Below are 14,419 nucleotides of genomic sequence, written 5' to 3'. Positions count from 1 at the left end.
CGCCATGACCGACTGGATCGATATCGGAACCCTGAGCGACATCCCCCAGCGCGGCGCGCGCACCGTGCGGTTCGAGGGGGAGCCGGAGATCGCCGTCTTCCGCACCGGCGACGACAAGGTCTTCGCGCTCGTCAACGAATGCCCGCACAAGAAGGGGCCGCTCAGCCAGGGCATCGTCCATGGCCACGCGGTCGCCTGTCCGCTGCACAACTGGAACATCGCGCTGGCGAGCGGCGAGGCGCAAGGGGCGGACAGCGGCTGCACCCCGACCATTGCCGTGCGTGAGGAGAACGGTCGCATCCTGCTGGCGCGTCCCGAAGTGATGAGGGACGCGGCCTGATGCGCGAGGCGGTCCGCACGACCTGCGCCTATTGCGGCGTCGGCTGCGGCATCTCGGCCACCCCCACGGGTGCGCGCGAGGTGACGATCCGGGGGGACGAGGCACACCCGGCGAATGCGGGGCGCCTCTGCTCCAAGGGTACGCATCTGGGCGAGACGGTCGGGCTGAGCGGCCGCCTTCTCCACCCGATGATCGGCGACAAGCGCGTACGCTGGGACAAGGCGCTGGACCTCGTCGCCAAGCGCTTTCGCGACACCATCGCCCGCCATGGCCCGGACAGCGTGGCGTTCTATGTTTCCGGCCAGCTGCTGACCGAGGACTATTACGTCGCCAACAAGCTGATGAAGGGCTTCATCGGTTCGGCCAACATCGACACCAATTCGCGCCTGTGCATGTCGAGCGCGGTCGCCGGCCACACCCGCGCCTTCGGCGAGGACGTGGTGCCCGCCGGCTACGAGGATCTGGACAAGGCCGACCTCGTCGTGCTGGTCGGTTCGAACACGGCATGGTGCCATCCGATCGTCTACCAGCGCATCCAGGCGGCGCGTGCAGAGCGGGGCACGAAGCTGATCGTCATCGACCCGCGCCGCACAGAAACCTGCGAAGGCGCCGACCTGCACCTGCCGCTGCGCCCCGGCAGCGACGTGGCGCTGATGAACGGGCTGCTGGCATGGCTCGCCGAGCAGGGCATGGTCGACAAGGCGTTCATGGCTGCCCACGTCGATGCGCCCGAGGGTTTCTGGGAGCACCTTGCGACCGGCCATGACGTGTGGACCACGGCGCAGACCTGTGACCTCGATCCCGCGCTGCTGCTGCAGTTCTACGAGATGTTTGCCGCGAACCCGCGCACGGTCACGATGTTCAGCCAGGGGATCAACCAGTCGATCCGCGGCACCGACCAGGTCAACGCGATCATCAACCTGCATCTTGCGACGGGGCGGATCGGCCAGCCGGGCGCGGCGCCGTTCTCGATCACCGGGCAGCCCAATGCGATGGGCGGGCGCGAGGTCGGCGGGCTCGCCTCGACGCTGGCTGCGCACATGGACTTCGCGGCCGAGAACGTCGCGCGCGTCGGCCGCTTCTGGGCCGCGCCGACGATGGCGACGAAGCCGGGTCTCAAAGCAGTGGACCTGTTCCGCGCGATCGGCGAGGGGCGGATCAAGGCGCTGTGGGTCATGGCGACCAACCCCGCCGTCTCGCTGCCCGACGCGGGCAACGTGCGTGCGGCGCTGGAGAAATGCCCCTTCGTCGTCGTCTCCGACGTCATCGCGAACACGGACACCACCGCCTATGCCCATGTGCGCCTCCCCGCCGCCGCATGGGGGGAGAAGGACGGCACCGTCACCAATTCGGAGCGCACCATCAGCCGCCAGCGTCCGTTCATGGCGCTGCCCGGGGAGGCGAAGCCGGACTGGTGGATCGTCAAGGAAGTGGGCCGCCGGATGGGCTGGGGGAGCGCCTTCGCCTATGATACTCCCGCCGACATCTGGCGCGAACATGCGCGCCTCACGGGCTATCAGAATGATGGCGCGCGCGTCCTGAACCTCGCCGCCCACGCCGCGATCGGCAACCTTGCCTATGACGCGATGGAGCCGTTCCGCTGGGGTGGTACACCGTTCGCCGACGGTCGCTTCCCGACGCCGAGCGGACGCGCGCGGATGGTCAAGGTCGGACAGATGGACCTTCAGGCACCGCTCGCCGACTGGCCGTTGACGCTCAACACCGGGCGCTACCGCGACCAGTGGCACACGATGACGCGCACCGGCCTCGCCCCCAAGCTGGCACGCCACCGCGAGGAGCCGCTGGTCGAGGTCCATCCCGCCGACGCCCTCGCGCTGGACCTCACGGACGGCGATCTCGCCCGCGTCTCGACCCCGCAGGGCAACAGCACCTTCCGCGTGCAGCTCAGCGACGGGCAACGCCCGGGCGAGATCTTCACGCCGATCCACTGGACCGACCAGATCTCCACCGGCGGCCGCACCGGCCTGCTGCCGCGCCCGCTGGTCGATCCGCACTCCGGCCAGCCCGGCTTCAAGTCCACCCCCGCCGCGCTCGCCAAAGTCGAGACCGAATGGAAGGGCTTCCTCATCCTGCGCGGCGATGAACCCGCCCGCGTGCCCTGCCTGTGGGCGACGCGCGTGGCGGTGCCCGGCGGCGCGCTCTACGAGATCGCGGGCAATGGCGATGCCGCGCGCATCGAAGCCTGCCTGCCCAAAGGCGAGCGCATCGAGGCCATCGACCATACCCGAGGCTCGCGCCGCATCGCGGTGATCGTCGAGGGGCGTCTGGCGGGCGTGCTGTTCGTCACCCGCACCGGCCTGCTGCCTTCGCGCGACTGGCTGATCGGGCAACTCGCGGCGGGCGACGTGGGCGCCACCGTGCTCGCCGCGCGCGGCCCCGGCAGCCAGCCGGACAAGGGCGCGACCGTCTGCGTCTGCTTCGACATCGGCCTCAACCAGATCGTCGCCGCCATCCGCGAGCAGGCGCTGGTGGACGTTCCCGCCATCGGCAGGGCGCTGGGCGCGGGCACCAACTGCGGGTCGTGCCGCCCTGCCCTCGCCAAAATTCTTGCACAGACCAATACGGCACAGGCCAACGAGGAGGTTCTCGATGCAGCCGAATGAACTGATCGCCCCCGGTGAAGTCTGGCTGGTCGGCGCCGGGCCGGGCGACCCGGATCTATTGACCCGCAAGGCGGAAAAGCTGATCGCGGCGGCCGACGTCGTTTTCCACGACGCGCTCGTCGGCCCCGGCGTGCTCGATCTCATCCCTGCCCGCACGGACCGCGTCAGCGTGGGCAAGCGCTCGGGCCGCCACTCCCGCGATCAGCAGAGCATCGATGAGATGCTCGTCGCAGCCGCGCTTGCCGGTAAGCGCGTGGTGCGGCTCAAGGGCGGCGACCCGGCCATGTTCGCCCGTGCGACCGAAGAGATGACAGCCTTGCGCAAGGTCGGCGTGCGGGTGCGCATCTGTCCGGGCATCACCGCCGCCAGCGCCGTTGCGGCATCGGCCGGGCTGTCGCTGTCCCTACGCGGCATCGCCCGTCGGGTGCAGTTCGTCACGGCCCATAGCCGCAACGGGCAGGCACTCGATCTGGACTGGCCGGCGCTCGCCGATCCCGCCTGCACGCTGGCCGTCTACATGGGCCGGGAAGCGGCACCGGAACTGAGCATGGCGCTCATCGCCGCCGGTCTGCCGGGCTCCACGCCTGCCCTGATCACCTGCGACGCGTCGCTGCCGCAGGAGCAGCAATTGCGCACCCGGCTGGACCTGCTGCCGCTGGTGGCCCAGGCCTTTGCCGAGGACCGCCCCACTCTGATCCTGATCGGAGAGGCCGTCGCGCAGGCCGACGGCACGGTGCCCGTCGGTTCGGCGGTGGCAATGCCCCTGCGCATCGCGGTAGGGGAGTAGGCGAATGGCCACCGCTCCCGAACTGCCCTGCCACGCTGCCGCAACCTTCGATGACGCGCAGGCGATAGTCCGGCAAAGCTGCGCGCCGCTGGGGGTCGAATGGGTCCCGCTGGCGAAGGCCGGCCGCCGGACGCTGGCCGGTGATGCCATCGCGCAGATCGATTCACCAAGGCGGGACAGCGCGGCAATGGACGGTTTCGCCGTCCGGTCCGAGGACTTTGCCGGGGATTTCACCCGCTTCGTGCTGCAGGGAGAGAGCGTGGCCGGGGGAAGCCAGCCGTTGCCATTGCGACCCGGAGCCGCGATGCGCATCTCGACCGGCGCACCGATACCCTTGGGAGCAGACCGGGTGGTGATGCGCGAACACGCCCGCCTCGACGGCAAAGAGGTGATCCTGCCGCGTACTTCGGGCAAGCCCCATGTCAGGCCGCGCGCATCCGATTTTGCGAAAGGTACGGCGCTGCTCCCGGCAGGCAGCCGGATCGGTCCCCGCGCCATGGTGGTCGCCGCCGCTGCCGATATTGCGAAGCTGCCCGTGTGGCGCCAACCCCGGCTTCGGGTGATGGTCAATGGAGACGAGCTTGTCGTTCCCGGCAATGCCGCACCCGACGTCGATACCATCCCCGACAGCCTGAGCGAAGCCCTGCTGCTGATGGCGCGTCAATGGGGTGCGAAACCGCTCGGCACCTTGCGATCGATGGACCGGGTCGAGGACCTGCGTGCGGCTGCGATGGCGGCGATGGACGGGACGGACCTTATCGTCGTCGCGGGCGGCGCCTCGCACGGCCACCGGGATCTGGCACGGAGGGCGCTGATGCCGCTGGGCCTGCGGATGGCCTTTGCCGGTGTGGCGATGAAGCCGGGCAAGCCGCTATGGTACGGCAGGATCGGCCGGACTCATGTGCTTGGCCTGCCAGGCAATCCGACCGCCGCGCTGACCACTGCCCGCCTCTTTCTGGCGCCCATGATCTGCGCGCTTTCCGGCGCGGGCTTCGATCAGGCTTTGCAGTGGAGCGAGCACCGGCTGCTCCACGATGCGCCGGGCAGAAGCGATCGCGATCAGTTCCTTTGCGCGGCAGGAGACAATGCGGGAGACGGCGTCGCCATCATCGAGCGGCAGGAAGCATCGGCCCAGATGCTGCTCGCCCGCGCCGACCTGCTGGTGGAACGGCGCGCGCATGCGGTGCCCGCGGTTGCGGGCTCCCGGGTGCGATGCCTCCGCTTCTGACGCTGCCGTGCCCGGCGCGATCACGGGCGGGATAAGATTCGTCCGCTCCGGTTCGGACAAGGCGGCGGCGTACTACCATCCACCGCCTAATGCGCGGACAAGGTCCACCGCGGCGACGAAATGGCGTGTCCGCACGTCGAGGGCGGCCTGCTGCGCCTGAAACAGGGAAGTCTGGGCGGTGACCACGTCCAGATAACTCGTGGTTCCTGCACGATAGAGATCGCTCGCCGCATTCGACGTCTGCGTCGCGGCGGCAACGGTCGTGTCGTTGAACCCGCGCTCCTTCGCAAGATCGGACAGCAGCACGCGATTGTCCTCTACCTCGCGAAAGGCGCGGAGCACCGTTCCGCGATACTGCGCGGACATTTCGCGAAAGCGCGCATGCGCCGCATCCAGGTCAGCCTTCAGGCGGCCGCCCTGGAAGATGGGCAGGTTGATGGACGGCTCCAGCGACCAGAGGATGTCGCTGGCCTTGAAGGGATCGCTGCCTGCGCTCTGGAACCCGCCCAGCGCGTTGAAGCTGATAGAGGGGTAGAACGCCGCGCGCGCGACGCCGATCCCGGCATTGGCCGAGGCCATCGCTCGTTCGGCCGAGGCGATGTCGGGGCGGCGTTGCAGCAGTTCCGAGGGCACCCCTTCCGGAACGGCGGGCAGTGCCGGCGGAAGATCGGCCGGGGTAACTGCGAAATCGCTCGGCATGGTGCCGACAAGGACGGCGATCGCATTCACCAGCAGCGCGCGGCGACTGTGCACCTCGGTCAGCGCGGCCTGCGCGGTGCCCAGCTGCGCTTCCGCCCGCGACACGTCCATCTGCGCCGCCAGCTTGCCGCGATAGAGAATGGCGGTCAGGTCGCGGCTCTTGCGATAGAGCGCTACCGTATCGTCGAGCAGCCGGGTCTGGGCATCGAGACCGCGCAGCTGGAAATAGCTGTCGGCAAGCTGGGCCTGCAGGCTCAGCTGCGCCGCCGCGCGATCCGCGTCGCTGGCCTGCGCCATCGCCTTGCGGCTGGTGAGCTGGTTGCGCAGCTTGCCCCACAAGTCCAGTTCGTAGCCCACCACGCCGTTGGCCTGGTCGGCGCTGTAGACGTCGGGCTGTCCCGAGCCGCGCAGGGGCTTGTCCGCCGACTGCCGGTTGCGGGTGGCGCTGCCCTGCAGGCTTGCCGAAGGGAGGAGCGCGCCGCGTGCCTGCCGGGCATAGGCGCTGGCCTGGTCGTAGCGGGCGACGGCGGCCTGCAGGTCGGGATTGTCGGCGGTCAGGCGGGCCTCGAAGGCATTGAGCGCAGGATCGCCGAATGCCTCCCACCATGCCCCGCGCGGCGCGGCATCGGCGGGCGCCGCCTCGCTCCATCCAGGCAGCGGGGCGAAATGGTCCGGCACCGGCATGGTGGGGGGGTGATATGCCGGTGCCAGGTTGCAGCCCGCCAGCGATGACGCGGCGAGGAGGGTAAGGCCGAAGCGCAGCCTGCGGGCAAGGCCGGTCATGCGCCGGCCTTCGTCTTGGCGGGGGCGGGAGCGGCGATCCGCACCGCGTCGCCGGTGCGCAGCGTTTCGGGCGGGGTGTCGACGATGCGGTCGGAGGGCGACAGCCCGGCGACGACATCGACGGCATCGCCGTAGTCGCGGCCCAGCTTGACGTCGCGGATCACCGCCTTGTTGCCGGGGCCGACGATGGCGACGGCGCTGCCGGCGTTGCGCACGATCAGCGCGGTCGCGGGAATGCGGATGGCGTTGCTTGCCGCCGCCGGTTCATCGAAGGTCACCTGGCAATAGGCGCCGGCGCCCACATTGCCGGGATTGGCCGCCTGCAGCTGCACCAGCATGGTGCGCGCCGCCGGGTCCAGGGCGTGGGAAATCGCCGCCACGCTGGCTTTCAGCGTCTGTCCGGGTTGTTCGGGCAGCGTGAACGTCGCCTGCTGCCCGACCTTGAGCTTGGCCGCCAGCGTCTGCGGCACCTGCACGTAGATGCGCAGCTTGCGCAAGTCGGCGACCTCGAACAGTTCCTGCCCGTTCGATCCGGCGGTGATGAGCGCGCCGATATCGGTCTTGCGCGCGGTCACGATGCCGTCGAACGGCGCGGCGATGCGCTTGTAGGCGGACAGGGCCTCAATCCCGCGCACTTTGGCCTGAAGCGCGGAGACGACCGCGCGCTTGGCCTCGCGGTCGCCCGCCTTCTCGTCCACCACCTGCTGCGCGACGGCGCCGGTCTGGCTCAGGTCGGACCAGCGCGTGGCGGTCAGCGTGGCCAGGCGGTAGTTCGCCTGGGCCATCGCCAGATCGCCGCGCGCGGCGGCCAGTTGCTGGTCGAGGTCGGGCGCATCGACGACGGCCAGCGTCTGCCCGGCGTGGACCGGCGCGCCGATATCGACGCTCCACGATTTCAGGTAGCCGTCCACCCGCGCATAGAGCTGCGCCTTCTGGAAGGGCTGGATCGTCCCCGGCAGGCTGATCGCGCTGGCTTGTCCGACCTGCGGCTTCGCGAGGTTCACGGTGGGCACCGCGTTGCTGCCCGACCACTGCGCGTTGGCGCTTGCCGAAACGGCGCGGGTGATCAGGCCGGAGGCGGCGATCACGATCGCCAACGCAGTTCCTGTCGCTCCCGCGATTAGGAGGAAGCGGCGGCTGGGCGTCTTTGGGGTGATGGATGGAGTGGACATGATGGCTCTCAGATGGTGGCGGGTTCGGGAGCGATGCCCGAAGTATCGCGCTTGATGACCTTGCCTGCGCCGTGGACGATGGCGAAGAGCGTGGGAACGAGGACGAGCGTGGCGCAAGTGGCGAACAGCAGCCCGCCGATCACCGCGCGGCCCAGCGGCATGTTCTGGCCCGGCTCGATCGCCATCGGAATCATGCCCAGGATCATCGCGCTGGCGGTCATCAGCACCGGGCGGAAGCGCGCGGCGCCCGCTTCCATGGCCGCCGTCAGCGGCGCGGAACCGCCGTCCAGACGTTCACGGGCGAAGGCGATCAGCAGGATCGAGTTGGCGGTCGCGACGCCCATGCACAGGATGGCTCCGGTGAGCGCGGGCACCGACATCGTCGTGCCGGTCGCGAACAGCATCCACACGATGCCCGCCAGCGCCGTCGGCAGGCCCAGCACGATCACCAGCGGATCGAGCCAGGACTGGAAGTTGACGACGATCAGCAGGTAGATCAGCAGGATCGCGAAGGCGAGGCCGACGAACAGCTGCGTATAGGCGCTGGTCATCGTCGCGACCTGACCGCGCAGCGCCACGCTCGATCCCTTGGGCAGGGTCTTGGCGGCATCGGCGACGATCTTGTTCACGTCCGCCGCGACGGCACCCAGATCGCGCCCCTGCGGGGTGGCGTAGATGTCGATCACCGGGCGCACGTTGTAGTGCGAGATCAGCGCGTTGTTGGGTGCGCGGCTGATGTCGGCAAGGTTGCGCAGCAGTTCGGGCGTCTGCCCGGCGGCGGCAGTGCTGGGCGTCAGCGGGATGTTCTTCAGCCCGTCGAGCGAGGTGATGTCACGCTGGGGCATCTGCACGGCGACCGGGTAGGACACGCTGGTCTTGGGATCGAGCCAGTAAGTCGGCGCGACCTGCCCGCTGCCCGAGAACGTCGTCAGCATCGCATTGGCCGTGTCGCGGGCGTTGATCCCCACCGCGCCTGCCATCGAGCGGTCGAGCGACACGCTGAGCGCGGGCTGCTGGAAGGCCTGCTGGATACGGGCGTCGGCGACGCCGGGTATCTTGCGGATGCGGGCGAGCAGCGCGGTGGCATAAGCGCGGTTGGCGGCAAGGTCGCTGCCGACGATCTGGAGGTCGATCGGCGCAGGTGTGCCGAAGTTCAGGATCTGGCTGACCATGTCGGCGGGCAGGAAGGCGAAATCGACGCCGGGGAAGCGGCGCGGCAGTTCCTCGCGCAGGGTCTTCACGTAGTCCGCCGTCTCGCCGTGCTCCGGCGCCAAGCTGACCTGGATGCTGGCGTCCTCGGTGCCGATGGTGCCGGCGTTGTCGTAGGCCATGTTGATGCCGCTGACGCTGAGGCCGATGTTGCTGACGACGCCCGCGACCTCGCCATGCGGCAGGATATCGCGGATGGCGGTGCTGACCTGGTCGGCGGTGCGCGTGGTCGCCTCGATCCGGGTGCCGGTCTGGGCGCGCATGTGGATGCGAATCTGGCCGCCGTCGACTTGCGGGAAGAAGTCCTGTCCCAGCAGCGGGTACAGGCACAGCGACAGCAGCGACAGGCCAATGAAGCCGATTACCACCGGACGGCGGCGACCGAGCGCGAGTTCGAGCAGGCCCAGGTAATAGGCGCGCAGCGTCTCGAACCCGGCCTCGAACCGGCGCTGGGCGCGCTGAAGGGTCTGCGAGATCCGGCCGCCGGTCGGCGCCTCGCCGTGACGGATCGGCTTGAGCAGGCGGTCGGCCATCGCCGGGACCAGCGTGCGCGACAGCAGGTAGGAGGCGATCAGCGCGAACACCACCGCTTCCGCCAGCGGACGGAACAGGCTGCCGGACACGCCGTTCAGCCAAAACATCGGCACGAAGGCAATGCAGATGCACAGCAGCGAGACGGTGGCGGGCTGGACGATCTGTTCTGAGCCGTGCAGCACCGCATCGCGCACGTCCTCGCCGCCTTCGAGATGGGCGTTGATGTTTTCGATCGTCACCGTGGCGTCGTCGACGAGGATGCCCACCGCCAGCGCCAGGCCGCCCAGGGTCATCACGTTGATCGTCTGCCCCAGCACCGCCAGCGTGCCCAGCGAGGCCAGGATCGACAGCGGGATCGAGACGAGGATGATCAGCGTCGAGCGCCAGTTGCCCAGGAAGATCAGGATCATCAGCCCGGTCAGCGCGGCGGCGATCACGCCTTCGCGCACCACGCCCGACACCGCGCTGGTGACGAACACCGACTGGTCGCCGGTGGCCAGCAGGTTCAGTCCGGCAGGCAGGGTATCGCGGATGGCGGGGAGCAGGCCGGTGACGCCGTTGATCACGTCGAGCGTGGAGGTCGCGCCGGACTTGATGATGCTGAGCAGCACCGCGTTGCCGCCGTCGACGTGGACCACGTTGGTCTGCGGCGGGTTGCCGTCATGCACGAAGGCGACGTCGCGCATGTAGACGGTGGCGCCGTTGACGGTCTTGATCGGCAGGTCGTTGAACTTGGCCATCGCATCGGGCGAGGCGTTCAGGTTGATGGTGTATTCCAGATTGCCGATCTTCTGCGTGCCCGCCGGAATGATCAGGTTCTGGCTGGCCAGCGCGGCGGTGACGTCGTTGGCCGAAATGCCGTACTGCTGCAGCGCCTGCGGATTGAGGTCGGCCTGCACCTGGCGCACCTTGCCGCCGTAGGGCAGCGGCACCGACGCCCCCGCGACCGAGGCGAGCTGCGGGCGGATGAACGCGGAGGCCTGGTCGAACAGCGTCGTGTCCGGCAGCGTCTTGGACGACAGCGCCAGCTGCAGCACCGGCACGCTCGATGCGTCGAAGCTCAGGATGGTCGGGGGGGTGATGCCGGCGGGCATCTGCTTGAGCACCGTCTGCGAGGTCGCGGTGACCTGCGCCAGCGCGGCGTTGATGTCGACCGAGGGCTGGAAGTAGATTTTCACGATGCCGTAGCCGGGCAGCGACTGCGATTCGACATGCTCGATATTGTTGACGCTGCCGGTCAGCGCGCGCTCGTAGAACGTGACGATGCGCCCGGACATCTGGTCGGGCGAGAGGCCGTTGTAGCTGAAGACCGCGCTGACCACCGGCACGTTGACCGAGGGAAAGATGTCGACCGGGGTGCGCACCACCGCCGAAAGACCGTAGATCAGGATGAGGATCGCGAGAACGACGACCGTATAGGGCCGGTGCAGCGCGAGCTTGATGATGTTTTTCATGCAGCGTCCGTGGAGTCGTCCTGCCGGGTGGGGTGCCGGGCTGCGGAAGGATAGCGGCTCGCTTGGGCGACGAGCTCGACCAGGAAAGTGTTCAGCGCGCCGTTCGTGGGGTCAGGCCCGTCCCACAGCGCGAAAGTGCGGATGTCGAAGGAGAGGTCGCGCAGCACGCGGATCATCTCGTGAAAGGCGCGCCCCTCGGGATCGTCCTCGTCGCGGTGCTGGACGAAGCGCAGCGAGGCGGGCGCCGCGCGCATCACCCGCGGCAGGGCGGGACGGGGCAGATCGACGACGATCGCGCCCGCACCCGGCGCCCGGCCCTGCAGCACCAGATCGAGCGCGACGTGCCCGGCGCTTCCCGCGCCGACCAGCACGACTTGTCCGAAGGTCAGCCCCATTTCGTCAATCCGCGCCCGGATCAGCGCGGCGTCGGCGGTGGATTTCCGTTCCGTCAGGATCGCCGCGAAAGCGGCGCGGGGCACCGCTTCGTGCCAACCCGGCACGAATGCGGTCATGTCGGACCGGTCGGTGCCCTGCAGGACGACGACCAGCGCTTCCGGCGCCACGCAGGGCAGGTGAAGCATCTGCCATACCGGCTGGGGGCTATCCGGGATATCCATGGGCAGCTGAATGCCCGCACTTGCAGCATTACTCCAACTCATTATATAAATTCGTACATGCACGATATGAATGAAGAGCGGACCGGCGCCCGGCTCGACCTGAACCTGCTGCTGGTGTTCGAGGCGATATTGCGCGAACGCAGCGTCACCCGCGCCGCCGCCCGCCTTGGTCTGAGCCAGCCGGCGATGAGCCACGCGCTCAACCGCCTGCGCCATCTGCTCGGCGATCAGGTCTTCGTCCGCACGCCGCAGGGGATGCTGCCGACGCCGCGCGGGGAGCGTTTGGCGGAACCCGTTCGCCATGCCCTGCTCGAACTGCGCACCGCCCTGGAAACCGAGCACTTCGCGCCCGAGGAGACGCATCACCGCTTCGTCGTCGCGGTCAACAACCATGCCGCAATCGCGCTGGTCGGGCCGATCCTGCAGAAGGTGGCGGCGATGGCGCCGCATATCCGCCTGCGCTTCGTGCCGAGTGGCACTCTGGACGTCGCCGACCTGCTCGACCGCGCGGAACTGGATCTTGCACTGGTCGCGCGGCCTCCGGCCCAGGCCCGTTTCCACGCACGCGAACTCATCGACAATCAGTTCGTGGGACTGGTGCGCCGGGGCCATCCGGTCCTCGGATCGCGGATGGACGCCGCCGCCTTCGCGGCGCTACCCCACCTTGCAATCTCGTCGAGCGGCGACGATCTGAGCGCCATGGATGCAGGTCTCGCGGAAATGGGCCTCGAACGCGCCGTCCGCGTGGAGGCGCCTTACCTGTCGATCGGCGCCATCCTCATGCAGTCGGACATGATCGCCGTCACGGCGCGGCATATCGGCGAGGAATTCCGCCGCGCCTATGCGGTGCAACTGGTCGAACTGCCGGTCCAGCCGGAGCCCTTGCGCAGCCACATGGTCTGGCATCGGCGGTTCGACGACCACCCCGCGCATCGCTGGCTACGCGAGACGGTTCTGTTCGGGGTCCGCGAACTGGGGCCGCGTTGACGGCCTATCCTGCGGAAACCGGACGCGCACGCATAGACCGCCCAGCGAGGCCGCATCTTCCAGCGTGATCGCCGCCGCATGCCGATCGGCAATGCGCTTGGCGATCGCCAGGCCGAGGCCGCTTCCCGCCACGGTATGTCCGGCACCCCGGAAGAATCGGTCGAACGCGCGTGTACGCTCGGCCTGCGGAATGCCTGGCCCGCTGTCCTCGACCGTCAGGTCGAATGTGCCATTGCCCCGCCACAGTGCCACATCGACCTGCCCTCCGACCGGCGTATAGCGGATCGCGTTGTCGATCAGATTGAGTACGAGCAGCATAAGCTCGTCCCCGTCGCCCGGTACGACAGCCTCGTCATCGTGCACGAGGCCAATGTCGATCCGCTTGGCCTGGGCCAGCGGATCGAGCCGGACGAGCGCTTCGCGCACGATCGTGTTGATCGTGATCGGCCCGCGGCTGGCCACCGACCCCTCCGCATCGAGGCGCGAGGTCGCAAGCAACTGTTCGACCAGCCGCCCGGTCCGCTTCACGCTGGCCTTGAGCGCTTCCAGCCCGTTCCGGCGCTCCGCATCGGATCCTGCCTGCTCTACCATCTGGACCTGCAGTTGCAGTCCGGCCAGCGGCGTGCGCAGTTCGTGCGAGGCGTCGGCCAGGAACCGCTGCTGCGCCCCGGCCGCCCTCCCCAACCGGTTCAACAGGGTGTTGATCGCCTGCACCAGCGGCTGGATTTCCGCTGGCTCGCCAGTGGGGTCGAGCGGATTGAGCCGGTCGATGTGCCGGGCATCCAGTTCGCGCGAGATCCTGTGCAAGGTCCGCAGCCCCGCCGTGACCGCCAGAGGCGTGAAAAGCGCAATGACCACGATCAGCAGGATCAGCGGTGCGACCAGATGCAAGGCACGCTCCCGCGCCAGTGCGCTGCGCTCTTCCAGCGATTGTCCCACCTGGATCGTGTAAGGCCCCGCATGCCGGAGGTACACCTTCCACCGCTCCCCGCCGATCGAGCGGATGCCGAAGCCGGGTTGCGTGAAGCGGGGCAGGCCGCGATCAATCGTCGAGCGGTAGATTTCCCGGTCGCCGGTCCATACCTGCAGCAGGAAATCGTCCCTGCCGTGGAACAGCTTGACGTTGATCGCCCTGAAATCCGCGGTCTTGAGCCTTGGCGGAATGCCTGTGGCGATCTGGCGCAGGCGAAGGTCCTGGTAATGTTCGATGGCTGCCCGCTCGACCGCGTAAGTGCCGCCGATGAAGACGACGCTCAGCCCCAGCAGGGGGACAAGCAGCCACAGCAGAAGTCTTTGCTTGATCGACACCCGAACGGTCAGTCGGCCGGCTCGTCGGCCAGAAAATAGCCGACGCCGCGAATATTGCGGATGGCGTCCGGCGACAGCTTGCGGCGCAGGGCATGTATATGGAATTCCACGGCATTGCTCTCGATCTCGACGTCCCAGCCGTATACGCGGTCGATCAGCTGGTCACGCGAAAGCACTTTGCCGGGCTCCTCCAGAAGCGCCGCCAGGAATGCGAGGTCGCGCCCCCGCAGGTTCACCGGTTTGCCGCGATAGGTCACCACCTGCCGCGCGGGGTCGAACACGACCTGCCCGTAGCGGCGCAGCACGCTCGCCCGGCCTTCGCGGCGCCGCCGGACGGCGCGAAGGCGTGCGGCAAGCTCGTCGAGGTCGAAGGGCTTGGGAAGATAGTCGTCAGCCCCGCAGTCCAGACCGGCGATGCGGTCCTGAACGGCATCGCGCGCCGAGAGGATGATGACCGGCGTGTCGTTGCCCCGCCCGCGCATCCAGGACAGCACTTCGAGCCCGGACTTGCCCGGCAGGCCGAGGTCGAGCAGTACCGCCCAGTAATCGTTGGTTCCCAGCGCATGCTCGGCCGCGTCGCCGTCCTCGACCCAATCGACCATGAAGCCATAAGACCGGAAACCGCTGCGGACAGCTTCGCCGATGGTCTGATCATCTTCGACAAGACAGAGACGCAT

General features: G+C 68.5%; 11 protein-coding genes. 5 read left to right on the top strand and 6 right to left on the bottom strand.

The genetic code is table 11. The features are described 5' to 3' along the window. Positions 1–4: 4 nt before the first annotated feature. Genes nirD through ACYPYD_RS04785 form a run of 4 tightly spaced genes read left to right on the top strand, consistent with a single transcriptional unit; the run spans position 5 to position 4,979 of the window. Positions 5–340 (top strand): nitrite reductase small subunit NirD, encoded by a 336-nt coding sequence (gene nirD / locus ACYPYD_RS04800; RefSeq protein WP_008830579.1) that lies wholly within the window; start codon positions 5–7, stop codon positions 338–340. Next, positions 340–2,964 (top strand): nitrate reductase, encoded by a 2,625-nt coding sequence (locus tag ACYPYD_RS04795; RefSeq protein WP_036525180.1) that lies wholly within the window; start codon positions 340–342, stop codon positions 2,962–2,964. The genes nirD and ACYPYD_RS04795 overlap by 1 nt, the downstream gene beginning before the upstream one ends. Further along, a complete protein-coding gene (gene cobA / locus ACYPYD_RS04790) occupies positions 2,951–3,751 on the top strand; it encodes a uroporphyrinogen-III C-methyltransferase (protein WP_069709361.1) in 801 nt (266 codons plus the stop codon). The genes ACYPYD_RS04795 and cobA overlap by 14 nt, the downstream gene beginning before the upstream one ends. Positions 3,752–3,755: 4 nt before the next feature. Beyond that, positions 3,756–4,979 carry a molybdopterin molybdotransferase MoeA gene (locus tag ACYPYD_RS04785; protein ID WP_036525182.1) on the top strand — a complete coding sequence of 408 codons (1,224 nt, stop codon included), beginning with the start codon at positions 3,756–3,758 and terminating at the stop codon, positions 4,977–4,979. A 72-nt stretch (positions 4,980–5,051) separates the two neighbouring features. Here the strand turns inward: ACYPYD_RS04785 and ACYPYD_RS04780 are convergent, their stop codons facing one another. The 4 genes from ACYPYD_RS04780 to ACYPYD_RS04765 form a co-directional block, all read right to left on the bottom strand. After that, positions 5,052–6,461, bottom strand: coding sequence for an efflux transporter outer membrane subunit (locus tag ACYPYD_RS04780; protein WP_459662285.1), 1,410 nt, complete (start codon positions 6,459–6,461; stop codon positions 5,052–5,054). Further along, positions 6,458–7,549 (bottom strand): efflux RND transporter periplasmic adaptor subunit, encoded by a 1,092-nt coding sequence (locus ACYPYD_RS04775; protein ID WP_459662298.1) that lies wholly within the window; start codon positions 7,547–7,549, stop codon positions 6,458–6,460. The genes ACYPYD_RS04780 and ACYPYD_RS04775 overlap by 4 nt, the downstream gene beginning before the upstream one ends. Positions 7,550–7,641: 92 nt before the next feature. Beyond that, a complete protein-coding gene (locus ACYPYD_RS04770; RefSeq protein ID WP_459662284.1) occupies positions 7,642–10,830 on the bottom strand; it encodes an efflux RND transporter permease subunit in 3,189 nt (1,062 codons plus the stop codon). Next, entirely contained in the window at positions 10,827–11,447 is a 621-nt protein-coding gene (locus ACYPYD_RS04765) for a hypothetical protein (protein WP_036525189.1), read from the bottom strand. Before ACYPYD_RS04765 ends, ACYPYD_RS04770 begins: the two co-directional genes overlap by 4 nt. A 57-nt stretch (positions 11,448–11,504) precedes the next feature. On the opposite strand from ACYPYD_RS04765, the gene ACYPYD_RS04760 reads away from it, so the two are divergent. Next, positions 11,505–12,434, top strand: a complete 930-nt coding sequence (locus ACYPYD_RS04760) for a LysR family transcriptional regulator (RefSeq protein WP_051586780.1) — start codon at positions 11,505–11,507, stop codon at positions 12,432–12,434. Here ACYPYD_RS04760 and ACYPYD_RS04755 read toward each other — a convergent pair. Both ACYPYD_RS04755 and ACYPYD_RS04750 read right to left on the bottom strand, forming a co-directional pair. Further along, positions 12,387–13,742, bottom strand: a complete 1,356-nt coding sequence (locus tag ACYPYD_RS04755; protein ID WP_051211475.1) for an ATP-binding protein — start codon at positions 13,740–13,742, stop codon at positions 12,387–12,389. The genes ACYPYD_RS04760 and ACYPYD_RS04755 overlap by 48 nt on opposite strands. Positions 13,743–13,750: 8 nt before the next feature. Beyond that, complete coding sequence (locus tag ACYPYD_RS04750) at positions 13,751–14,419, bottom strand: response regulator (RefSeq protein ID WP_459662283.1); 669 nt, start codon at positions 14,417–14,419, stop codon at positions 13,751–13,753.

It is taken from the genome of Novosphingobium sp. 11B (genome assembly GCF_054589055.1).
This window is presented reverse-complemented; position numbering and strand designations above follow the sequence as displayed.